The organism is Antrihabitans auranticaus, assembly GCF_016481275.1.
Lineage (GTDB): Bacteria > Actinomycetota > Actinomycetes > Mycobacteriales > Mycobacteriaceae > Antrihabitans.
The window spans coordinates 50,484-72,204 of record NZ_JAEMNW010000008.1; the positions used below are offsets into that span (position 1 = coordinate 50,484).

The 21,721-nt window shown below is 64.3% G+C and carries 24 protein-coding genes and 1 riboswitch; of the genes, 8 read left to right on the forward strand and 16 right to left on the reverse strand.

All coding sequences use genetic code 11. The features are described 5' to 3' along the window. Nucleotides 1-135: 135 nt before the first annotated feature. From JGU72_RS25675 to JGU72_RS25685, 3 genes are read left to right on the forward strand one after another with little or no spacing between them, the layout of a single operon-like run. Nucleotides 136-513 carry a VOC family protein gene (locus tag JGU72_RS25675; protein WP_307828607.1) on the forward strand — a complete coding sequence of 126 codons (378 nt, stop codon included), beginning with the start codon at nucleotides 136-138 and terminating at the stop codon, nucleotides 511-513. An 18-nt stretch (nucleotides 514-531) separates the two neighbouring features. Continuing rightward, nucleotides 532-1,782: an RNA polymerase sigma factor gene (locus JGU72_RS25680; protein ID WP_199686952.1), complete on the forward strand. Its 1,251-nt coding sequence runs from the start codon at nucleotides 532-534 to the stop codon at nucleotides 1,780-1,782. Further along, complete coding sequence (locus JGU72_RS25685; RefSeq protein WP_199686953.1) at nucleotides 1,779-2,081, forward strand: Rdx family protein; 303 nt, start codon at nucleotides 1,779-1,781, stop codon at nucleotides 2,079-2,081. Before JGU72_RS25680 ends, JGU72_RS25685 begins: the two co-directional genes overlap by 4 nt. On the opposite strand, the gene JGU72_RS25690 is transcribed toward JGU72_RS25685, so the two are convergent. The 4 genes from JGU72_RS25690 to JGU72_RS25705 all read right to left on the reverse strand — a co-directional run bounded on the left by JGU72_RS25690 (nucleotide 2,065) and on the right by JGU72_RS25705 (nucleotide 5,375). Further along, the gene (locus JGU72_RS25690) at nucleotides 2,065-2,853 is read right to left on the reverse strand and encodes an ABC transporter ATP-binding protein (RefSeq protein ID WP_374101156.1); all 789 of its coding nucleotides are present in this window, start codon (nucleotides 2,851-2,853) and stop codon (nucleotides 2,065-2,067) included. The two genes, JGU72_RS25685 and JGU72_RS25690, sit on opposite strands and share 17 nt — an antisense overlap. After that, nucleotides 2,823-3,653: an ABC transporter permease gene (locus tag JGU72_RS25695; RefSeq protein ID WP_199686954.1), complete on the reverse strand. Its 831-nt coding sequence runs from the start codon at nucleotides 3,651-3,653 to the stop codon at nucleotides 2,823-2,825. The genes JGU72_RS25690 and JGU72_RS25695 overlap by 31 nt, the downstream gene beginning before the upstream one ends. Continuing rightward, nucleotides 3,631-4,683: an ABC transporter substrate-binding protein gene (locus JGU72_RS25700; RefSeq protein WP_199686955.1), complete on the reverse strand. Its 1,053-nt coding sequence runs from the start codon at nucleotides 4,681-4,683 to the stop codon at nucleotides 3,631-3,633. Before JGU72_RS25700 ends, JGU72_RS25695 begins: the two co-directional genes overlap by 23 nt. A gap of 11 nt (nucleotides 4,684-4,694) precedes the next feature. Continuing rightward, nucleotides 4,695-5,375: a TenA family protein gene (locus tag JGU72_RS25705; protein WP_199686956.1), complete on the reverse strand. Its 681-nt coding sequence runs from the start codon at nucleotides 5,373-5,375 to the stop codon at nucleotides 4,695-4,697. Next, nucleotides 5,363-5,457, reverse strand: a riboswitch (TPP riboswitch). It overlaps the preceding gene by 13 nt. Nucleotides 5,458-5,493: 36 nt before the next feature. Here JGU72_RS25705 and JGU72_RS25710 point away from each other — a divergent pair. Then, nucleotides 5,494-7,068, forward strand: a complete 1,575-nt coding sequence (locus JGU72_RS25710) for a carboxylesterase/lipase family protein (protein WP_374101157.1) — start codon at nucleotides 5,494-5,496, stop codon at nucleotides 7,066-7,068. On the opposite strand, the gene JGU72_RS25715 is transcribed toward JGU72_RS25710, so the two are convergent. After that, entirely contained in the window at nucleotides 7,061-8,644 is a 1,584-nt protein-coding gene (locus tag JGU72_RS25715) for an alkaline phosphatase D family protein (RefSeq protein WP_199686957.1), read from the reverse strand. The two genes, JGU72_RS25710 and JGU72_RS25715, sit on opposite strands and share 8 nt — an antisense overlap. A gap of 79 nt (nucleotides 8,645-8,723) precedes the next feature. Then, the gene (locus tag JGU72_RS31465) at nucleotides 8,724-9,203 is read right to left on the reverse strand and encodes a GNAT family N-acetyltransferase (protein WP_374101158.1); all 480 of its coding nucleotides are present in this window, start codon (nucleotides 9,201-9,203) and stop codon (nucleotides 8,724-8,726) included. On the opposite strand from JGU72_RS31465, the gene JGU72_RS25725 reads away from it, so the two are divergent. Next, nucleotides 9,202-9,513 (forward strand): hypothetical protein, encoded by a 312-nt coding sequence (locus tag JGU72_RS25725; protein ID WP_199686959.1) that lies wholly within the window; start codon nucleotides 9,202-9,204, stop codon nucleotides 9,511-9,513. The genes JGU72_RS31465 and JGU72_RS25725 overlap by 2 nt on opposite strands. Nucleotide 9,514: 1 nt before the next feature. On the opposite strand, the gene JGU72_RS25730 is transcribed toward JGU72_RS25725, so the two are convergent. Genes JGU72_RS25730 through JGU72_RS25755 form a run of 6 tightly spaced genes read right to left on the reverse strand, consistent with a single transcriptional unit; the run spans nucleotide 9,515 to nucleotide 14,038 of the window. Next, a complete protein-coding gene (locus tag JGU72_RS25730; RefSeq protein WP_199686960.1) occupies nucleotides 9,515-10,156 on the reverse strand; it encodes a Type 1 glutamine amidotransferase-like domain-containing protein in 642 nt (213 codons plus the stop codon). Nucleotides 10,157-10,159: 3 nt separating this feature from the next. Next, nucleotides 10,160-10,972: a maleylpyruvate isomerase family mycothiol-dependent enzyme gene (locus JGU72_RS25735; protein ID WP_199686961.1), complete on the reverse strand. Its 813-nt coding sequence runs from the start codon at nucleotides 10,970-10,972 to the stop codon at nucleotides 10,160-10,162. After that, complete coding sequence (locus JGU72_RS25740) at nucleotides 10,969-11,682, reverse strand: mycothiol-dependent nitroreductase Rv2466c family protein (RefSeq protein ID WP_307828614.1); 714 nt, start codon at nucleotides 11,680-11,682, stop codon at nucleotides 10,969-10,971. Before JGU72_RS25740 ends, JGU72_RS25735 begins: the two co-directional genes overlap by 4 nt. Then, on the reverse strand, nucleotides 11,682-12,119 hold the full coding sequence (locus tag JGU72_RS25745) for an HIT family protein (RefSeq protein ID WP_199686962.1): 438 nt from the start codon (nucleotides 12,117-12,119) through the stop codon (nucleotides 11,682-11,684). The genes JGU72_RS25740 and JGU72_RS25745 overlap by 1 nt, the downstream gene beginning before the upstream one ends. 4 nt (nucleotides 12,120-12,123) lie before the next feature. Continuing rightward, entirely contained in the window at nucleotides 12,124-13,299 is a 1,176-nt protein-coding gene (locus JGU72_RS25750) for an FAD-dependent monooxygenase (RefSeq protein WP_199686963.1), read from the reverse strand. Continuing rightward, entirely contained in the window at nucleotides 13,289-14,038 is a 750-nt protein-coding gene (locus JGU72_RS25755; protein ID WP_199686964.1) for an SIR2 family NAD-dependent protein deacylase, read from the reverse strand. Before JGU72_RS25755 ends, JGU72_RS25750 begins: the two co-directional genes overlap by 11 nt. Before the next feature lie 166 nt (nucleotides 14,039-14,204). On the opposite strand from JGU72_RS25755, the gene JGU72_RS25760 reads away from it, so the two are divergent. From JGU72_RS25760 to JGU72_RS25770, 3 genes are read left to right on the forward strand one after another with little or no spacing between them, the layout of a single operon-like run. Continuing rightward, entirely contained in the window at nucleotides 14,205-15,305 is a 1,101-nt protein-coding gene (locus tag JGU72_RS25760) for a Re/Si-specific NAD(P)(+) transhydrogenase subunit alpha (protein WP_199686965.1), read from the forward strand. Further along, nucleotides 15,305-15,622, forward strand: a complete 318-nt coding sequence (locus JGU72_RS25765) for an NAD(P) transhydrogenase subunit alpha part 2 (protein WP_199686966.1) — start codon at nucleotides 15,305-15,307, stop codon at nucleotides 15,620-15,622. The genes JGU72_RS25760 and JGU72_RS25765 overlap by 1 nt, the downstream gene beginning before the upstream one ends. 3 nt (nucleotides 15,623-15,625) lie before the next feature. Further along, on the forward strand, nucleotides 15,626-17,044 hold the full coding sequence (locus JGU72_RS25770) for an NAD(P)(+) transhydrogenase (Re/Si-specific) subunit beta (RefSeq protein WP_199686967.1): 1,419 nt from the start codon (nucleotides 15,626-15,628) through the stop codon (nucleotides 17,042-17,044). A 42-nt stretch (nucleotides 17,045-17,086) separates the two neighbouring features. On the opposite strand, the gene JGU72_RS25775 is transcribed toward JGU72_RS25770, so the two are convergent. The 4 genes from JGU72_RS25775 to pdhA are packed head-to-tail and all read right to left on the reverse strand — an operon-like array spanning nucleotide 17,087 to nucleotide 21,598. Further along, nucleotides 17,087-18,289, reverse strand: coding sequence for an MFS transporter (locus JGU72_RS25775; RefSeq protein WP_307828608.1), 1,203 nt, complete (start codon nucleotides 18,287-18,289; stop codon nucleotides 17,087-17,089). Between the two features lie 18 nt (nucleotides 18,290-18,307). Then, nucleotides 18,308-19,531 carry a dihydrolipoamide acetyltransferase family protein gene (locus JGU72_RS25780; RefSeq protein WP_199686968.1) on the reverse strand — a complete coding sequence of 408 codons (1,224 nt, stop codon included), beginning with the start codon at nucleotides 19,529-19,531 and terminating at the stop codon, nucleotides 18,308-18,310. A 10-nt stretch (nucleotides 19,532-19,541) separates the two neighbouring features. Further along, nucleotides 19,542-20,513, reverse strand: a complete 972-nt coding sequence (locus JGU72_RS25785) for an alpha-ketoacid dehydrogenase subunit beta (protein WP_199686969.1) — start codon at nucleotides 20,511-20,513, stop codon at nucleotides 19,542-19,544. Next, nucleotides 20,510-21,598 carry a pyruvate dehydrogenase (acetyl-transferring) E1 component subunit alpha gene (gene pdhA, locus JGU72_RS25790; protein ID WP_199686970.1) on the reverse strand — a complete coding sequence of 363 codons (1,089 nt, stop codon included), beginning with the start codon at nucleotides 21,596-21,598 and terminating at the stop codon, nucleotides 20,510-20,512. Before pdhA ends, JGU72_RS25785 begins: the two co-directional genes overlap by 4 nt. Nucleotides 21,599-21,721 lie beyond the last annotated feature (123 nt).

A 21,721-nucleotide genomic window follows, 5' to 3' on the forward strand; every position in this document is an offset into this window, starting at 1 on the left:
GGTGTCGCAGGGAACGTCGGCGCAGACCGAGCATCCTCGACATCACGACCGATGTCGAGGATCCAGCGCCGGGTCCGACGTCCCAGCTGCAAGGCAACAACACTCCAATGGCAAGAACAGACGAAGGAGACGACAGTGTTCGACAACGCATTCAGTGGCTTCTCGGTCGACGACGTCGAGGTCGCACGCAAGTTCTACGGCGAAACGCTCGAACTGCAGGTGACCGACGAAGGTATGGGCATAATCGCGCTGCGCGTCGGTGGGGGTTCGAAGGTCATCGTGTATCCCAAACCCGACCACGTTCCGGCAACGTTCACGATCCTGAACTTCGAGGTCGACGACATCGACAAGGCGGCGGACCTCCTAGCCGAGCGTGGCGTGACGTTCGCGAAGTACGAAGGAATGGGACAGGACGCCAAGGGCATCGCACGCGGCACACAAACCGGACAGGGACCCGACATCGCCTGGTTCACCGATCCAGCCGGGAACGTCCTGTCCATCCTGCACGGGTAAGCGAGGCAGAATGGGTGCGTGAGCGCCGGCCGCGAGTTCCAGGATCGACTTCGCGAGCTGGCGCCGCACGTGCTCGGCGCGCTCGTCCGGCGGTACGGACATTTCGACGCCGCAGAGGACGCGGTGCAGGAGGCACTCCTCGCAGCGTCGACCCAGTGGCCGAAGGACGGTCTGCCGGCGAACCCGCGAGCGTGGCTCATCACCGTGGCCTCGCGGCGGCTTACCGATCAGTTCCGTAGCGACGAAGCTCGACGGGGCAGGGAAAACAACATCATCGCGCTGGAGCGCCCCGAGGATCTGTACGCACCGCCTGCAGACGAGCCTCCGCTGGGCGAGGACGACACGCTCAAGTTGCTGTTTCTCTGCTGCCACCCGGCGTTGACGGGCTTGTCACAGGTGGCCTTGACCCTGCGGGCGGTCGGCGGACTGACGACCGACCAGATCGCGAAGGCCTTCCTCGTTCCGGAAACGACTATGGCACAACGCATCAGCCGCGCGAAGTCGAGCGTCAAGAAGGCGGGCGCGCAGTTTCGGATGCCGACACAGGACGAGTGGCAACAGCGGCTCGAGGTCGTCCAGCATGTCCTGTATCTGATCTTCAACGAGGGTTACACGGCGACGGCCGGAGACGATCTGCAGCGACCGGATCTCACCGGAGAAGCGATCAGGTTGGCGCGCATCGTGTTTGCGCTGCTGCCCGACGACGGCGAAAGTGCGGGCCTGCTCGCGCTCATGCTGCTGACCGATGCGCGACGGCCTGCGCGTACGACCTCCGACGGTTCGCTCGTACCGCTCGCCGAACAGGACCGTTCGGTCTGGGACGGCGCTTCGATAGACGAAGGCATCGCGATCGTGACTGCAGCGCTCGCCGACAAACCGGTTGGGCCGTATCAAATTCAGGCCGCGATCGCCGCGGTACACGACGAAGCGCCGTCGTCGGAGGAGACCGACTGGGCGCAGATCGCGCAACTCTACGGTGTGCTGGAACAGATTTCGCCCGGCCCGATGGTCACGCTCAACCGTGCCGTCGCCGTTGCGATGGTCGACGGACCGCAGACGGGACTCGACATGCTGGCCGCACTCGATTCCGACAGCCGCCTCGCCGAACACCACCGGCTGAGCGCGGTGCGGGCGCACCTGTTCGAAATGCTCGGCGACGAGGCAACTGCGCGTGAGTATTACAACGACGCGGCCAGGCGGACGACCAGCACGCCCGAGCAGCGGTATCTCCAGAGTCGCGCGGAGCGGTTGGGTAGCGTGCGGTCATGACTTCCACGCAACCGGCCACGCGAGTGGCGATCACGTACTGCACGCAGTGTCAGTGGTTGCTTCGTGCGGGGTGGATGGCGCAGGAGTTGTTGCAGACGTTCGCTCAGGAACTCGGCGAGGTCGCGCTGATTCCCGGCACCGGTGGGATCTTCCGCGTCACGGTCGGCGACGAGCTGATCTGGGATCGGAAGGAGCAGGGTGGCTTTCCCGAGATCACCGTTCTCAAGCAACTCGTCCGCGACCGGGTCGATCCGGACCGCGATCTGGGACATGCCGATCGTGTCACGCCGGATCGCTGACCTGCTGCATCTCCTCGTGCAGGATCGCGATCAACTCGCGTTCGATGGCGACGAACTCCGGCGCGGTCATCGTCGAAAGTGTCCGAGGTCTGGGTAGATTCACGACGAGTTCGCGTCTGACCCGCGCGGGTCTGGCCGACAGCACGATCACGCGGTCGGCCAAGAAGATTGCCTCGCGCACGTCGTGGGTGATCATGAGCACCAGCCAGCGATAGTCCTGCCAGACCTGTTGCAGCCATGTCTGCATTTCCGTTCGAGTCAGGGCGTCGAGCGCACCGAACGGTTCGTCGAGCAGCAGTACGTCGCGACCTTGTACAACAGTGCGCAGCATTGCCGCCCGCTGGCGCATTCCGCCCGACAGCTGGAATGGCCGAGCCTCCTCGAAGCCCGTGAGGCCGAAGGTACCGAACAACTTCCGCGCCTGGGCACGCGCGTGCTTCTTCGGCACACCCTGGACCTCTAGGCCCAGCGTCGTGTTATCGAGGACGGTGCGCCAGGGAAAGAGGAGGTCCTTCTGCGGCATGTAGGCACAGTGCGATCGGGCCGTCGGCGTATCGCCACCGACTAGGATGCTGCCCGAATCCGGTGTTTCGAGACCGGCCAGCATGTTGAAGATCGTGCTCTTGCCACAACCGCTCGGTCCGATGACGGCGACGAACTCGCCTTCTTCGACGGTGAACGACACCCCGTCGAGCACCGCGCGAGCGTCGAACGCTTTCACGAGACCGCCGACCTGGACTGTCATTTCGACCGCTTTTCGAGACGTGTCCATGGGGCAACGACACGCTCGACCGCGTAGGTCGCGAGGAACAGGGCGATGCTGATCACCGCGGTGACAGCGATCGCGGCCAAGACGAGGTCGGTCCGGAACACCTGTTTCTGGCGTGCCATGTAGACGCCCAAACCGTATTGGGCACCGGCGTATTCGGCGAAGATTGCGCCGACAACCGCGTAGGTGATCCCGATCCGTAGCGCCGTGAAGAACCGTGGCAGCGCGTTCGGCAGCCGCACGTAGCGAAACTCCTTCCACCGCGACGCCCCCATGCTGCGTAACAGCGCTCCTGCATCACGATCGGTGGACGCAAAGCCCTCGATCAAGCCGATCGCAAGCGGAAAGAACGTCGCGAGCGCAACGAGCAGAACCTTCGGGAAGAGGCCGAACCCGAACCAGGTGATCATCAACGGTGCGAGCACGATGATCGGAATCGTCTGCGAGGTGACGAAGACCGGGACGAGCGCGCGGCGCAACCACGTCGAGAAGTCGATGGCGACTGCGAGCAGCCACGCGACGCAGAGTGATACCGCGAACCCCGCGAGTGTGACTTTCAGCGTGGCAATCGCGTTCGTCGTCAACGCATCCCTGTGGTCCCAGCCCGCCGTCGCCACCCGTCCGGGCGACGGAAGCAATTGCGGGCGAACGTCGTTGACAACGACGTAGAGCTGCCACGCCGTGAGCAACACGGCGAAGGCGACCAGGGCGGGGAGGAACCGCCGCAGCGCCACGGTGCGCGGCGCCGAACCCCGCGGCGCCAATCTACGCGGCGCCAATCTACGCAGTGCCGAGGTACTCATTGGTGAAGTACGTCGACCAATCCGGCTCGGAGGTCAGCGTGTTTCCCGCTTCGTCGACCAAGACGCCGTTCTGGAAAAGGAAGCGCGAGAATCCGGTCCACTGCTCGAGCGTCTGCGTGCCGACCTGCCCGCTCGAATCCAGCATGTACTTCTCGGCAAGGTTGCGCTGGCTCAGCGTGATCCGCTCCGAGTCGTCCTTCATGTCGGGGTTCGCGTCCAGGAACAACTGCGCTGCCTGTGCGGGGTCGTCGGCGCTGAGCTGATAGCCCTTCTGCAGCGCTCCGACGAACTTGCGGGCCTCGTCGGGGTGACTCGACAGCCACGATTGGCTGCCGTTGACGATGATTGCGTAGGCGTCGGGGAAGCCGTAATCGGTGTAATGGAAGTAGCGGAAGGGCGTACCGCGCTCTTCTGCCTCGATACCTTCCCACTCGATGTAGGGAACGGTGAAGTCGGCCTGACCCGCGTACACGGCCTCGTACGCCGCGGTTACAAGGGTGACGTCCTTGAAATCGCCTGTGCCACCGTCGTTACGGATCACCTGCTGCAGCGTTTGCACCTCACCCGCGTCACCGAAGCCGGCGTAGGTCAAGCCGTCGAGCGATTTGGGACTCGTCAGATCGGTTCGATCTGCCTTGACACCGATCGCGGTCGCCCAGTGTTGCAGCGGTGCTAGCACCGAAACCGTATCGGCGCCGGACGCTTTCGCGAAGGTCGCCGAACTCTGGAAACTGATACCGAACTCAGCGTTGCCGGAGTCGATCAGCGTGTCGGGTGAGGTGTCGTTGTAGGGGAGGATTTCGACGTTCAGTCCGGCGTCGGCGAAGAAGCACTTCTGCTGCGCGACGAACAATCCGGTGTGGTTCGTGTTCGGCGTCCAGTCGAGGGCGAAACGGACCGTTGGCGCGTCCGCGGCAACCGTGCAATTGCTCGTTGCGTCGTCGGTGCTCGAGCAGCCGGTCGCGCTGGAAAACACCGCAACCGTGGCGACAACAGAACCGGCCAGCCGACGAAAATACTTCGATTTCATTTCGGTCCCTCTCACGCCGGCCACGGCTGGGGGTACAGCGCGGTGTCCCAGAACATGAGCTCGTATCGGGCGGCGATACCGAACGCGACCACCATCGCCTCGCGTTCGGCGTCGGTGGCCTTTTCCGCAGCCGTGTCGGTCAGCTCACGCGCACGGAGCACCTCGTCCTGGAACTCCTGGCTGTCGTAGGTCGTGACCCACTTCGCATACGGGTGGGCGGGATCTGCGTCCAGGACGGTCTTGGCTTCGGCCGCGAGGCGACGCCCAACCTCTGCGTAAATCCAGAAGCAGGGGAGTGCGGCGGCAACGGCGACGGGATAGGACTCCGTGGCCGCCGTCGCGATCAGGTACGACACGTATGCGAGGCATGCAGTCGAGTGCGTCGGCGTACCCGTGGCCGGGGGTAGCGAACCGCCGGTCAGCAGCTCGTTGTGCAGCGAAAGCTCGACAGTGGCCGCGGTTGCCGAGGCGGTCGCCCAAAACCCGGCCGTGCCGGGGTCAGGCGAGCGAGCGGCGAGCAGCGCTAACGCTCGCGTGTAACCCTCCAGGTAGAGGGCGTCTTGTTCGATGTACGTCCGGAAGACGTCGAGCGGCAGCGTGCCGGCACCGAGCTGCTGGAGAAAGTCCAGCTCGTCGATCGCAGCACGAATCTGCTTGGTCTCGTCCCATAGGCGGTCGGTAAAGGTGCCCATGACATCCCTTCGTCAGCATTACCTGCATCAGGTTCGCGGGTCTCATCTCAGCTCCAGGTCCGGAGCACCCCGTGTCAATCCAGAGAGGGTAGCAGGCGGTTCGCTTACGCTGGATCGCGTGGACCTCGAACCCAGCGTGGCAGTTGCGGCCGAAGCCGAACCGGACTCACCGATCGTTGCGACCGCCTATGGGCCTGTTCGAGGGTTCCGCGCGGGCAAGACATCGATGTGGCGGAGCATCCCGTACGCGGCGGCGCCGGTCGGCAGCCTGCGTTTCCGAAGCCCCCAGGCACCGGAATCCTGGGACGACCCGCGCGATTGCACCGAGTACGGCCAGATTGCACCGCAAACCATCGGGAAAGTGCCCATCGATCCGAACCTGACACCGGGCGAGGATTGTCTGTGGCTCAACGTGTGGTCCCCGGCGACGGACGGCGAGCCCCGGCCGGTCATGGTCTGGATTCACGGCGGCGCTTATTGCTTGGGGACGTCCGCGCAGAAGATCTACGACGGCCGGTTACTGAGCGAACTGGGTGATGTCGTTGTCGTGTCGATGAACTATCGCCTCGGCGCGCTCGGCTTCATCGATCTGTCGTCCTTCTCCACACCCGACCACATCTTCGAGACGAACCTCGGCCTGCGCGATCAGATCGCTGCGCTCGAATGGGTACGCGACAACATCGCGGCATTCGGTGGCGATCCGGGCGCCGTAACCGTCTTCGGCGAATCGTCGGGCGCCGGGTCGGTGACGACGTTGATGACCTCGCCGCGCGCCGCGGGACTCTTCCACGGTGCGATCGCGCAAAGCTCGCCTGCGACCTCGGTGTACGGCGCCGAACGCGGGGCAAGCGTCGCGCGTCGGTATCTCGAAATCGCGGGCGTCGAGCCCGCGGACGTCGGTCGGCTCTACGAGATGCCTGTCATGGAGGTGATCGCGGCCAGCGATGCGCTGTCGGACGAGACGTCGGCGAACGCGCCCGGCACGCTCGCGGCGGCGCCGGTCGTCGACGGCGACATCGTTCCGGGCTATCCGGTAGCTGCGTTCAAAAAGGGTTTGTCCCATCGCATTCCGTTCATCATCGGAACCAACGAAGAAGAGGCGGCGCTGTTCCGCTTCATCAAGTCGCCGCTGCTGCCGGTCACTCCCGATGCTGTCAACGCCATGCTGCGTGGAATCGCCGAGGACCACCCGGACCTTTCCCCCGAACGGCTCGCCGAGATCATCTCCGCGTATCCCGACGTCGCGAAAGCTAAAGGGGCAATGGCAATTTCCACCGATGCGGGGTTCCGCATGCCGAGCCTGTGGGTTGCCGAGGGGCACAGCCGGCATTCGCCGACCTGGTTCTACCGCTTCGATCACGCGACGCCGATGCTGAAGGCTGCGCGGGTCGGCGCAAGCCATGGAACCGAATTGCCCTACGTCTTCGGTAATTTCGGGACGCTCAACGTCGACCCCACGTTCTGGCTCGGCGGCCGGAAAACCGCCCTCGAGATCTCCGGCCGGATCCAGCGCCGTTGGCTCGCCTTTGCGGCGCATGGGGTTCCGGCAGCAATAGACGGGTCCAAGCACTGGCCGCCCTATGACGAAGCCAAACGCCTTACGCTGCTCATCGACACCGCTGACGCCGTCGTTGCCGACCCCGATCGATCGTTGCGCGAGACGTGGGGCGACGAGGTGCTCGGATTCAGCTGAGCGTGACGCCGTCGGTGGAGCGATCTTCGAGAACGTAACTCGCCCTTGTCGATATCGGTGCGCCGGGGCGCGTTACGTACGGGACTACGCGAAAGTCCGTGCGCCACAGATCCTGTTCGACGTGGACTCGGACGTAGCCGCGTTGGCCGTTCACGAATTTCAAGTTGGGGTTCGCAGCGAGCAACATCTCGTCGGCGGCCGAGGTCTCCGAACCGTCGCCACCGCTGGTGATCGACGTTCCGACGAATTCGCTTGCGACGACAGGTGAATCGGGATCTTCGAAGCTGGTGCGCAGGTCCGACGCATAGTTCTGATGCCGATCGCCGGTGATGACGACGAGGTTGTCGACTCCTCGGATCTTTGCTTGGCGCAGGACCTCGTTGCGATCGCCGACGTAGCCGTCCCAAGCATCGGTCGACACCTCGACCGCGGGCCCGGGGTCCAGGTCGGTCTGGCCCATCGGGGCCTGGTTGCCGATCACCTGCCACTTCGCAGTCGAGGTCGAAAACCCATCGATCAGCCATGTGCGCTGCTGCGGTCCGAGCAGGCTGCGATCGGTCCGGAACCTGTCCGGGCAACGCGTGACCTGACCGTCGCCACAGGCTTGATCGTCGCGATACTGCCGGGTGTCGAGCATCGTGAATTCGGCGAGGTCGCCGTACGCAATGCGCCGGTGCAGTCGCATCCCCGGTCCGGCGGGTACCTGCGCGGCCCGCAACGGTTGGTGTTCGTAGAGCGCCTGGAAGGCGGCGGCGCGCCGCCGCCGGAACATCGCCGTGAACTGATCGACTTCGGCGTCGAGTACGGAAATGTCACGGGCCCAATTGTCTTCGACCTCGTGGTCGTCCATTGTCACGATCCAGGGGAACTGTGCGTGTGCCCGCTGCAGCGGTCGTTCGGACTTGTAAGCCGCGTACGTCAGGCGGTAGCCGGCCAAATCGTAAGCCTCGCCATAGAATTGACGGTCCACGTCGACACCGCGGTTGTTGTCGGCAAGCCCGTCCTCGTAGATGTAGTCACCGAGATGGACGACGACGTCGAGGTCTTCGGCTGCCATGTGGTCGTAGGCGGTGTAGAACCCGTCGTTCCAGTACTGGCACGACGCGAAGGCAAAGTTCAGGGCACGCTTGTCGGCGCCGGGCGCCGGAGTTGTCCGGGTTCGGCCTGTCTCCGAGACGGCGTTATCGGTCCGAAAACGGTAGTAGTACACACGATCCGGCGCCAAGCCGTAGAGCTCGGGATGCACGGAGTGGCCGAGAGCGCGCACGGCCACCGTGGCTCCGGTCCGCACGATTCTCGTGAAGCGTTCATCGTGTGCGACGTCGTAGTAGACAGTCACCGGCGCATCGGGCATGCCGCCGAAACCATCGGGAGCGAACGGGTCGGGTGCCAGGCGCGTCCACAACACGAACCCGTCCGGTGCCGGGTCGCCCGAAGCGATGCCCAGCGAGAACGGATTGCCGTCGAGTCGGTGCGAGCGGTAGGGCTTCGAACTCGATGCCGCGCCGGTGCCCAACAGGACTGCCGCTGCGCCAGTTGCTCCGTAACCCAGCAGCCTGCGCCGCGAGATCGCCACAACCGGATTGTTCGGGCCTCAGCTTGCGCAACCATGGCCCCGCCGTGGCCGGGTCATGAACCCATGGCGAATCCGGCGCTCAGGCCAGCAGGTCGGCGTATTCCTTGTGCTGGCCGATGAACTGGTCGACGAACCAGCAGGTCGGAACCACTTTGAAGCCGTCGGCGCGCGATGCGTCGAGCGCGGCTTCCACCACCTTCGCAGCAAGGCCGTGGCCGCGGAACTGTGGGTAGGTCAGCGTGTGGTTGAAGTCCCGTACGCCCGCGTGTTCGGAGTACTCGGCGTAGCCGGTCAGGACGTCGTCCAGATAGATGTCGAACCGGCTCTGCGCCTGGTTGTGCACGATCTTTGTGGTCGCCTGCGAAGTCATCGGCCGCCTTTCGTCGTCGCAACTGTGCAACGTCGCGAAGAGCTCGACAATTCCCATTCGGAGCCAGCCAGTCCCAATCGTCACATCCGTCACTTCTGTTACCGGATCGTGGCGGATGTGCGACGGAAAATTGCCCGCCGCGCAGTTAACCTCAGCGAACGGGCGGCGAGCACGGAAGGCACACATCATGGATGTCGACCACAAGAACGTCAGAGACCTGATCGCAGCGATGTTCAGCTACGAATTCATCGATGGCGGAGTCGATTACGACAGCATCGAACAGATTCACCGCGGGGACATCGGCGAGTGGCTCGAGGCACTCGACAGGTCTGGGTTGTTCGACGAAGCGACCATCGACGCAGTCGGCGATCGCTGGCGGCAGCGTCCCAAGGACCTCCTCGAAGTGCTGTTGGCCGACGCCGACGAGATGACGCGCCGCCGGTGCTCGGTCACGTGGTCGGTGCTGGACCGCTTCGCGCCGCTTGCCGACATCAGCTGATTCAGTGGACGACGATCGACTCGCCGTCGACGACGACGGCCTGCTCGTCGGTCAGCGCCCAAATATCGACACCCCGGCTGCGGAAATCGGCTACGACCACATCGATCTCATCGGAATCGGACATCGGCGAGCGCCAATGCGGCACAATCGGTTTGTGCACGAGCCCGAGGCCGTCCCAGATTGGGTCGACACCACACGTCGGCAACACCTCGCCCGGATCGTCGAGCGTTTCCAAGCCGCGGAGCGAAGGCGTCAGAACGCACGCGCCCGCGCTGTAGCCGGCGTAGGCGAGGACATCGCGGGAAAGTAGGTCCGGTAGGACCGAATCCGCTCCACTGCGGGCGAACTGGGCGCGCAAGACGAACGAATTGCCGCCGCGTACCCACACGAGCGAGTGGTCGGCGAGAGTTGCCGCAAGGCGGTCGGCGTGGTCGACGTAGTCGCGCAGATCCACCTCGCGCGCGGTGAATCCGAGTCGGCGCAGGGGCGTCAGATCGCTCACCACTGCCGACGCGCGCGCGGAAGGCGGCCAGGCATCAGCTGCGTTTGCGATGACGGCTGCCGAGCGTGGCCGGTCGCCGAGCAGCTGAAGAAGTCGCTCCTGATGCGCGCCGAAGCGATAGGACGACAGGAATAGACGCACGGGTCAGAACACGAATGCCAGGTTGTCCACGATCCGCCGGCCCACCTCGGTGTCACCTTCGAGTTCTATCGCCGCGACGTGGTCGGCGGCTGTAGTTCGGCCACCGCACAGCCGGACGAACAATCCGGAATCCAGGCGGATGACGGTCGTCGGACCGTCGTCGAATTGGTCCACGACGCGTGCACGCCCGTCGACCGAGATAGCGATCGTCCGTGCCAGCGGTCCGGTCAGTTCGAGGGAGATGCGACCACCGTCCGGAGCCTTACCTCGCTTGCCGACGACGAATCCGAGCGCTTCCTGGATGTCCAGGAACGCCAGCTCGCCGCGCCGACCGCCCTCGTCGCCGGGCAGGCCGACCGCGTCACGAATGTCGAGTTCGTGCATCCAGCAGTCGAATATGCGAAGCCGCATGAACCGGCCGTATGGCACCTGGCCGAGCGGCGACAAGGATTCCTTCTCCCACTCCGCCTGCGGCATCGCGGACAGTGCTTGCCGGCGCTGCGCTGTGATCGAGCTGAAGCGCTCGACCATCTCGGCGCCGGATAGATCGTGGAGGCCGATGACCCAGCGCTCGTTCAGTTCGCCGATCGGATTGTGTACATGTGGAAGTTCTTTGACATCGACACCACTGTCCGGCGGCTGGATTCCGGCGAGGAAGGATTCGGTTCCGATGAGGTGCGCCACGACGGCGTGAACATTCCAGTTCGGTAGGCACGTCGGCAGTCGCCACTGCGACTCGTCGAGTTGGCCGATCACGGCCTCGATCGTCGCCCACTCCTCGAACAGCGCGCCGGTCACCTCGGCCTTGTCGATCATCGGGCTGTCTCCTCACTGTTGGCGATCGATGAGAGATCTATGACTTCGCCGCGATTGATGCTGACCCAATCCCTGCCGCGAACGTAAGGACGCAGGCTCTCGGCGATCGCCTGTGCCTGCGCGGGGCCCTTCGGACGCTGCAGTTCGTACACGTTCGGGAACTCGAGCAGCCCGGTGACGACATCCCACAGCCGAAGAGCCTTGTCGCCTTTCGGCGGATCGACGAGCACCGGACCGAAGAGTGCCTGGCCGTCCGGAAAGAAGATCGTCGGCACACCGAACCCGCCGGCGTCGACCACGCGCTGGTGGTCGGAGCGCACGTCGTCGTGCGTGGTCGGATCGTCGATTGCCTCGTCCAGCGTCCCCGCGTCGAGGCCTAGTTCGGTCAGTAGTCGGCGTGCGACAAACTCATCGTGCGGCTTACCTGCGAGGTCGTGCAGTTCGTGGCCGATGGCGAAGTACCAGCGATCCACGAGCTCAGGATCGCGCCGGCGCAACAGCGCCGCGATTCGCATCAACGACCAGCCGTACGACCACCGCCGTTCCCATGGGTGCTTCTTGCCCTCGACGCGGTTGATCTCTTCGAGGCTGAAGAATCGCCAATCGATCCGCATATCCGTGAGCCGTGCGACCTCGCGTATCCAGATCGACGACTGGTACGCGAACGGACACATCGGATCGAAGTGGTAGTCGATCACGTCGGGCCTGATCACAGGTGTTCGCTCTCCAAGCGGTCCATGCCTGCCTTGATGGCCGTCGCGGTCGCTTCGGCATCGCCGCCGCGGCGCAGCACGAAGCCCTTCGCGAATCTGAGCTTGTCGCCGGATCGGCGCGGTATGACGTGCAGGTGCACGTGCGGGACCGTCTGGAAGGCGGACTTGCCGTCGTTGATGACGAGATTTGCGCCGTCGGCGTCCAGGTCGGAGCGGCGCATTGCCAGCGCGAGCCCGTGTCCGACGCGGAAAACCTTCGTGCCCATGTCGGCGGGGAGGTCCTCGAGTTCGGTCGCGTGCTTCTTCGGGATGACGAGTGTGTGCCCACGCATGATCGGGCGAATATCGAGAAATGCAAGGACGTCGTCGTCCTCGTAGATCTTGGTGGCCGGCGCGTCGCCGTCGACGATCTTGCAGAAAATGCAGCTGCCCATGTGGTCAGTATGACCCTGGGCGAATCTCGCCTGAGTGGGGGTAAAACTCACTGATCGCCGCGTATCGCAGCAACGCTTCCGGCGCATAGCGAACTGCGAGGTCACGCGCCGTTCTACCGAGCGGATTGCCGATCTGTTCGATCCTGTTCAGGCGTCGCGACCGGAGTACCAGCGCACGCGCCGGCTCGCGGCGAGTGTCCTCGTAACGGCGTAGGGCCGCAATGGGGTCGGGCGCGCGATGGAGTGCTTTCGACAGAACGAATGCGTCCTCTATCGCCGAACCCGCCGCGAGGCTCGAACTCGCGAGCATCGGGTGGGCTGCGTCGCCGATGAGTGTGACCGGTCCGGAACCCCAGCGCTCGAGGAAGGGGCGGTCCTGTGCGGGCACACCACCGATCAACTCATCGGGCGTATCGGAGATCGCTTCGAGCACTTCGTCCGGCCAGCCGTCGAATGCCGCGAGCACCTCGGCATTTCCGCCGCGCCATTCGCGCGCGTGCTCGACCGGCATGTTCTGTGTTCCCCACCAATATGCGCTGCCGCCGCCGAGATCGACGATTCCGAACCGTTGGCCCGCACCCCAGTAATGCCGGACGAACCCGTCGGCCGAGCGCGCCTCGGGGTACGGGATCGCGGCCAGCCAGCGGACATAGCCGTACTCGGTGATCGGATTGACTCCAGCAAGCTGGGAGCGGACTGCCGAGCGAAAACCGTCCGCACCGATGAGGATGTCCGCGGTGGCCCGTCGCCCGTCCGTGCAGGTGATGGTCACCTTCGAATCCGCGATGTCGTAGCGGGCAAGCTCGGCGCCGTAGTGGACCGGGCAGTCACCGGCCGCCTTGCGCAGGACGTTCACGAGCTGGCTGCGTTGAATGCTGGTGGGTGGTCCGTTCACCGACAACGCCCGCAGCGGCAAGGCCCGGATCAGTCTGCCGCGCTGCGTGCGCAGTTCGACAATGTCGAGGCGATGGCCGACGGAGATCCCGTCGACGTCGATTCCGAGCCCTTCGAGGATGCGCCGAGTGCCGCCGAGTACGCCGAGTCCGCTGCCGGAAACTCGGGGCGCAACATCGGCTTCGTAGATTTCGACGTGCGCACCCTGGGCGCGTAACGCAATCGCAGCCGTGAGGCCTCCGACACCGGCGCCGACGACGATTGCTGTGAGTCGCTCAGTTCGCACAGGCAGCCAAGATCGGTAGTCCTCTCGCGGCGGTTGTACGCCAAATGTGATCGACTTGCTCTGTGAGGTCAGTCACGTCGGGATTGATCTCGATGGTCGGCACCCCGGCTTCGCGCGCGAGCGATGGAAGGCCCGCCGCTGGGTACACGACGCCGGACGTGCCGACGACCACGACGAGATCCGCGTTCGCGATTGCCGCGAGCGCGCGTTCCCACGGTTCTTCGGGCAACGCTTCGCCGAACCAGACGACTCCGGGCCGGGCCGCGCCGCCACACGAATCGCAACGCGGGGGAGGAGTTCGTTCCGCGGGTTCGTCGGGCGGATCTATCTGATCGAACGGTTGCCCGCAGCGATCGCACCGCGGTGCGAACAGACTGCCGTGCAGATGTGCGACGACATTGCTGCCGGCGCGTTCATGCAGGTCGTCGACGTTCTGCGTGACGATGCGGACGTCTGCGCCACGTGACCAGTCGGCGAGAGCTCGGTGCCCGGCGTTGGGCGCCGCTCGTCGCACGAGGGCGCTGCGCCATTGGTACCAGGCCCACACGAGGTCGGGATCGGCGTTCCACGCCCGCGGTGTGGCGAGTGCTGTGGCGTCGTACTGCTCCCACAGGCCGGTCTGCGCGTCCCGAAATGTGGGAACGCCACTTTCGGCCGACATCCCCGCGCCCGTGAGTACCACTACGTTGCGTGCATGCCGGGCAAGGTCGGCCACCTCGGTCGGGGCGTCCAGCGCCATGAGACGAATCCCTCCCATGTGCCGTCACCGCTTCCGGTGGATGTCCGATAGGCTCACCGCTGGTTTCTAGAACGCGTGAGTGTGGCGCTACGCTAACTTACTCAAGAGTCAGTTAGCTGGTTCATGTCGAGCGCCGCACCTGTACACACAATAGGAAGTCGGACAGTTGGAGACATCGCAAAACTCCGAAAAGACTCGTGTGGGAGTCGTTCGTGAGACGAACGACGGTGAGCGTAGAGTCGCGCTGGTCCCGAAGATCGTCACGTCCCTGGTTGGTAAGGGCGTCGATGTGATCGTGGAATCCGGTGCCGGCGTCGGGGCCTTGATCCCGGATGAGTTGTTCGTGGAGGCCGGAGCCACGATCGGTGATCCGTGGTCCGCCGACGTCATCGTCAAGGTCGCGCCACCCTCGGATTCCGAGATCGCGAAGCTGTCGAACGGTCAGACGCTGATCGGATTCTTGGCACCGCGCAACGCCGACAACAAGATCGACGCCTTGAAGAACGCCGGAGTACAGGCGTTCGCCGTCGAGGCGATTCCGCGTATTTCGCGGGCGCAGGTGATGGACGCGTTGTCCTCGCAAGCCAACGTCGCCGGGTACAAGGCGGTGTTGTTGGCAGCGTCGGAGTCGACGCGGTTTTTCCCGATGTTGACGACGGCCGCGGGGACGGTGAAGCCCGCGACGGTGCTGATTCTGGGTGTGGGTGTGGCCGGGTTGCAGGCTTTGGCGACGGCGAAACGGTTGGGTGGTCGCCCGACCGGGTACGACGTGCGTCCGGAGGTGGCCGATCAGGTGAAGTCGGTGGGTGCGCAGTGGCTCGATTTGGGGATCGACGCCGCCGGTGAAGGTGGGTATGCGCGTGAGCTGACCGACGAGGAAAAAGTGCGCCAGCAGCAGGCGCTCGAGGATGCGATCACGAAGTTCGACGTGGTGATCACGACCGCGTTGGTGCCGGGTCGTCCCGCGCCACGGTTGGTGACCGCTGCTGCGGTGCAGGGTATGAAACCGGGTTCGGTGATTGTGGATCTCGCCGGGGAGACCGGTGGCAACTGTGAGCTGACCGAGCCGGGCCGAACCGTCGTCAAACATGACGTGACGATCTGCTCGCCGCTGAACTTGCCGGCCACGATGCCCGAGCACGCGTCGGAGTTGTATGCGAAGAACATTTCGGCGTTGCTGGAGTTGATGCTGGTCGAGGGGAAGCTGGTGCCGGACTTCGCCGATCAGGTGCTGGCCGATTCCTGCGTCACACGAGAGGCGAACTGATGTATACGGAGTTGTTGGCGAACATCGCGATCTTGGTGTTGTCGGGGTTCGTGGGTTTCGCGGTGATTTCGAAGGTCCCGAACACGTTGCACACGCCGTTGATGTCGGGCACGAACGCGATCCACGGCATCGTGGTGCTGGGTGCGTTGGTGACGTTGGGCCGGGTGCAGGATCCGTCGATCGCGATCCAGATCATCCTGTTCGTCGCGGTCGTTTTCGGCACGTTGAACGTGATCGGTGGCTTCGTGGTGACCGACCGGATGCTGGGAATGTTCAAGGGCAAAAAGCCTGCTGCGATCGAGAAGGCGGACGTCTGAGCCATGGACAACCTTGTCAATGTTCTCTACATCATCGCGTTCGCGATGTTCATTTATGGCCTCATGGGTTTGACCGGGCCGAAGACCGCGGTACGGGGTAATCAGATCGCCGCGGTCGGCATGTTCATCGCGGTGGTCGCGACGTTGATCGCGGTCCGCGACACCAGTCAGTGGGTGCTGATCGTGGCCGGTTTGGTGATCGGTATCGCGTTGGGTGTGCCACCGGCGCGGTTCACGAAGATGACCGCGATGCCGCAGTTGGTGGCCGCGTTCAACGGTGTCGGTGGTGGCACGGTCGCGTTGATCGCGTGGGCGGAATTCCTCGATACCGACGGTTTCTCCGCGTTCAATCACGGTGAATCCCCGACGGTGCACATCATCGTGGGCTCGTTGTTCGCCGCGATCATCGGCTCGATCTCGTTCTGGGGATCGGTGATCGCGTTCGCCAAGTTGCAGGAGCTCCTGTCGGGTGCCCCGATCACGCTGGGCCGGGCCCAGCAACCGGTGAACTTGTTGCTGCTGATCGGTGCGGTCGCGGCGGCGGTCGTGATCGGTCTCGGTGCCGGGGACAGTGGTGTGTCGCAGTGGTGGATGGTCGGGTTGCTGGTCGCCGCCGGGGTGCTCGGGTTGATGGTGGTGTTGCCGATCGGTGGCGCGGACATGCCGGTCGTCATCTCCTTGTTGAACGCGCTCACCGGGCTCAGTGCCGCAGCCGCCGGTCTCGCCCTCAATAACACGGCGATGATCGTGGCGGGCATGATCGTCGGCGCATCCGGCACGATCCTGACCAACCTGATGGCAAAAGCGATGAACCGATCCATTCCGGCGATCGTGGCCGGCGGGTTCGGTGGTGGGGGTGTCGCTGCGGCGGCGGGTGATGGCGAAGCGAAGACGGCGAAGGCGACCTCGGCGGCGGATGCGGCGATCCAGATGGCGTACGCCAATCAGGTGATCGTGGTCCCCGGGTACGGGATGGCGGTGGCTCAGGCGCAGCATGCGGTGAAGGAGATGGCCGCGTTGTTGGAGGCCAAGGGTGTGGAAGTGAAGTACGCGATCCACCCGGTGGCGGGTCGGATGCCCGGGCACATGAACGTGTTGCTGGCCGAGGCTGAGGTGTCCTATGACGCGATGAAGGAAATGGACGACATCAACGGGGAGTTCTCCCGTACCGATGTGGCGTTGGTGATCGGTGCCAACGACGTCACGAATCCGGCTGCTCGTGATGATGCCGGGTCGCCGATCTATGGGATGCCGGTGCTGAACGTGGATCAGGCCAAGAGTGTGATCGTGTTGAAGCGGTCGATGAACAGTGGGTTCGCGGGTATCGACAACCCGTTGTTCTACGCCGACACCACGAGCATGTTGTTCGGCGATGCGAAGAAATCCGTCGGAGCGGTCACCGAAGAACTCAAAGCACTGTAGTTCAGCACGCTCTGTTTCTCAGAGCTGTTCTGCAGAGCTCAGTCAGTCCGTCGAGCGCGCAGCCCTTTCGGGTTGCGCGCTCGATGTCGTTTCGACGACGTTTGCCGCCACAGCGGCGAACAACACGCCTGCGAGCGGAACGAGCATCGCCGTTGTCAGGGGCATCACCTTCGTCAGCGCGCCTATCAGGGACGGGCCTGCGAGAAACGCCAGATAGCCCATGCTGAATACCCGGGACATATTGACGCCCGCCGATTGTGCGTTCAGGTTTCCCGCAGCGGTGAATATCTGCGGTACTGCGCCGGACAACCCAAGGCCGAACAGTCCCCAGCCGAACAGTGTCAACGCGACCCAGTCCGACGTCACGACGAAGAGCATGCCGACACCGGCGATCAGCGTTCCGTAGCGCACGATCGCGACCGGGCCGAGTGCTCCGGCGACGCGATCCGCACCGAATCGACCCAGCGTCATCATTGTCGAGAACGCGCCGAACGCCAGGGCCGCGGTCGCATCCGACGCGTCCAGGTGTTCTTTGACCTGCAGTGCACTCCAGTCGTTCGCCACGCCCTCGCACAAGAGCACCGCGAACGCCACTCCACCCAGCGCCCACACACGTGCGGGCGTGCGGCCACCTTTCGCGACCGCACCTTTCTCTTGTGCGTGGACCGGACGAACGTGCGGCAGCAGCCGCGGGGTGAACACAGCGGTCAGTGCAAGGCTCAGGACAGCTGCCAGCCCCAGCGACACGCGGATGTCCCAGCCGGCGTGCAGCGTTGCTGCGCCGAGCAGGGCCCCCGCAACACCGCCGCAGGAGAAGAAAGCGTGGAAGGCCGACATGATCGGACGTTCGTAGGCACGTTCGACGTATACCGCTTGGGCGTTCATCGATACGTCGAGCCCGCCGTTGCCGAACCCGAGGACGAACAACGCGATCCCGAGTTGCGCCGGACTGCCTGCGAGTCCCGGACCGATCAGGCTCGCTGAGACGATCACAGCGCCGAGACCGACCATGATGCGACTACCGTACCGGTCAGCGAGCGGCCCGGCCAGCTGCATCCCGACCACCGCACCGGCTGCGAGCAACAAGATCGGCAGACCGAGCGCCGATTTGGAGACGCCGGTCCGGTCGGTGATCGCAGGAATGTGGACGACCCACATGGCCAGCAGGAAGCCGTTGATTCCGAAGATCCCGAAGACGCCGACTCGCGCGGCACGGAGGTCGGGTGCGACGGCAGGGAAGGGCACGCTTTCCGAATCTACCTGTTAGATCCGGGCGAGCAGGGTGAGTGGATCGTGCAGCGTCGCGGCGATGGCTGCGAGGAACTTGGATCCCTGTTCGCCGTCGACGAGGCGGTGATCGAACGACAAGCCCAGGGTTGTCACCCACCGGACCGCTACCTCGTCGTCGACCACCCACGGTCGTTTGCCGATCGAACCGAGGCACAGAATTCCGGCTTCACCAGGGTTGATGATCGGCGTACCGGTGTCGACGCCGAAGACCCCGATGTTGGTGATCGAAAAGGTGCCGCCGCGGAGCTCACCCGGTGTCGCATCGCCTGCACGAGTCTTCTCGGCGAGCCGACTCAGCGACTCGCACAGCTCTCGCAGGCCGAGGTCCTGTGCGTCCTTGATGCTCGGCACCATCAAACCCCGCGGCGTCGCGACTGCGATACCGAGGTTCACGTAGTGCTTGGTCACGATCTCGTGGTTGTCGTCGTCCCAGCTCGAGTTCAAGGTCGGATGCTGAGCCAAAGTCAGCGTCACGACTTTCGACACGAAAGCGAGCGGGGTCAGCTTGACGTTCTGGAACTGCGGGGTTGTCCGCAGGTGCTCGAGCAGTTCGACAGTCGCCGTGACGTCGACCGTGACGAACTCGGTGACGTGGGGGATGGTTCGGACGCTGGTGACCATCGCTTCGGCGGTGTGCTTACGGACACCCGCTATCTTCGTGCGCGTCTCGCGTTCGCCGATGGCGACAGACACAGGTGACGCGCGATGGGCGCGGACGTCGTCGACCGTTATCGCCCGACCCGCCGGCGAGACGACGGCGAGGTCGACGTCCAGTTCGCGTGCGAGCTGCCGCGCCGATGGTTTCGCGTCGGGCCTGCCGGGTGTTGTGGCAGTGCTGCTGTCGGTGGCCATGTGCGCCTCGGGGACTGCTTCGTGCAGTACGCGCTTGCGGCGGCGACTTTCCGGCGCTGCAGACGGTCCGTAGCCGACGAGGACGTCCTGGCGCACGACGGCGTCGGTTGTCACACGAATGATCGGAGTCCCAACCGGGACAGTGTCACCGGCAGACACCAGCAGTTCCGCGACAATGCCCGCGAAGGGAGAAGGCAACTCCACCAACGCTTTCGCGGTTTCCACCTCCGCGATCGTCTGGTTCAGCTCGATGTGATCGCCGGGCGCGACCGACCACGAAACGAGGTCTGCCTCGGTCAGTCCTTCCCCGAGATCCGGCAGCCGGAATTCTTGGTCCTGCGCCACTGCGGACCTCCTATGCGGCGAGTGAGCGGTCGACCGCGTCGAGCAACTTGTCGGGATCTGGCAGGTAGTGCGCTTCCAGTTTCGCTGGCGGGTAGGGGATATGGAAGCCGCCCACGCGAAGAACCGGTGCCTCCAGTTGGTAGAAGCAACGCTCGCTGATCCGTGCGGCGATCTCCGCGCCAATGCCGAGGAACGTTGCTGCTTCGTGTGCGACGACGAGCCTGCCTGTCTTGCGGACGGACTCCTCGATCGTGTCGAAATCGATGGGTGAGAGCGAACGCAGGTCGATCACTTCGATCGAACGACCCTCTTCGGCAGCGATTTTCGCTGCCGTCACCGCCGTTGCGACCGTGCCGCCGTAGGTCACGACCGTAACGTCGGTGCCTTCGGTGACAACGCGAGCCTTGTGCAGCGGGAGGTCGGGCAGGGCGTCGAGATCGACTTCCGCCTTGTCCCAGTAGCGCCTCTTCGGCTCGAAGAAGACGACGGGGTCGTCCAGCGAAATAGCTTGCTGGATCATCGTGTACGCGTCTACGGGGTTGCTCGGCGACACGACGCGGAGTCCTGCGGTGTGCGCGAAGTAAGCCTCGGGTGACTCGGAGTGATGTTCCACCGCGCCGATGCCGCCGCCGAACGGAATGCGAATCGTGATGGGCGCCTTGACTCGGCCCTCGGTGCGATAGTGAATCTTCGCGACCTGGGAGACGATCTGGTCGAAAGCCGGATAAACGAAGCCGTCGAACTGGATCTCGCAGACCGGCCGGAGGCCACGCAACGCCATGCCGAAAGCTGTTCCGATGATGCCGGATTCGGCGAGCGGTGTGTCGATGACGCGGTTGTTCCCGAAATCCTTCTGCAGGGTGTCGGTTACGCGGAATACGCCACCGAGCTTGCCGACGTCCTCGCCCATGATGACGACCTTCGGATCGTCCTCCAAAGCGCGGCGCAGGCCTGCGTTGATGGCAGCGGCCAGGGTGATCATGAGCGGGCCTCCTCCAGGCTGTCCAGGTACGTGAAGTAATCGGTGCGCTCGCGTTCGAGCGTGGAATGTGGTGTGGCATAGACGTGTTCGAACATTTTCTGCGGCTCGGGATCCGGCATGCCGATCGTCGCCGACCTCACCTTTGCCGCTACCTCGTCTGCGCGGCGTTGCACGTGAGCGGCGTAGTCGTCGTCGAACAGTCCTTCGCGTTCGAGGAGCTTGCGCATCCGGTCGAGCGGGTCACGCGCCTTCCACTCCTCGGTCTCAGCGGACGAGCGGTAGCGGGTGGGGTCGTCCGATGTCGTGTGCGGGCCCATGCGGTAGGTGATGGCCTCGATGAACGACGGGCCGCCGCCCTCGCGCGCACGCTTGATTGCCTGCCGGGTGACCGCAAGCACCGCGAGAACGTCATTGCCATCGACCTGCACTGCCGGAATTCCATAGCCGAATGCGCGCCGCACGATCGGAGTCGCGCTCTGCAACCGGACCGGCTCGCTGATGGCCCACTGATTGTTCTGGCAGAAGAACACGACGGGCGCACTCCAGGAACTCGCGAAGCCGAGTGCCTCCGCGATGTCGCCTTGGCTCGTCGAGCCGTCGCCGAAGTACGCGATCGTTGCTATCTCGGCACCTTCGAGGTGCGCGGCGAACGCATAGCCCGTCGCGTGCAGTCCTTGGGCCCCGACGACGATTGCCGGGTTCGTGATGTTGACCGAGTCCGGGTCCCAACCAGAATGCGCGGCACCGCGCCACAACTTGGTGAGGTCGGCGGGATCGACGCCGCGGCAGTACGCGACCGCATGCTCGCGGTAACTGGTGAATGCGTAATCGTCGGCGTTGAGCGCCCTGGCCGAGCCGACCTGGGCCGCCTCCTGGCCGAGCATCGGTGCCCACAGTCCGAGTTCGCCTTGGCGCTGCAGCGCTGTGGCTTCGGTATCGATCCGCCGAACGACGACGAGGTCCTCGTACAGACCGCGCAGTCCGGCCGGTCCGATGTCGGGAAGCAGCGCGGAATACTCGCGATTCAGTACGCGACGACCGTCTGGCTGGACCAGCTGAACGGGGTATACAGCTTTTTCCGGCATCGTCGTACCTCCTCGCGTTCCGGCGGCGCCTTGTGGGCTCGTCGAAGTCGCTAGCGCTCCAACTTCAGGACTGGTGTGTCCTACCTCACAGGATCCACGATTCAGCGTGATGCGCAACCCTCA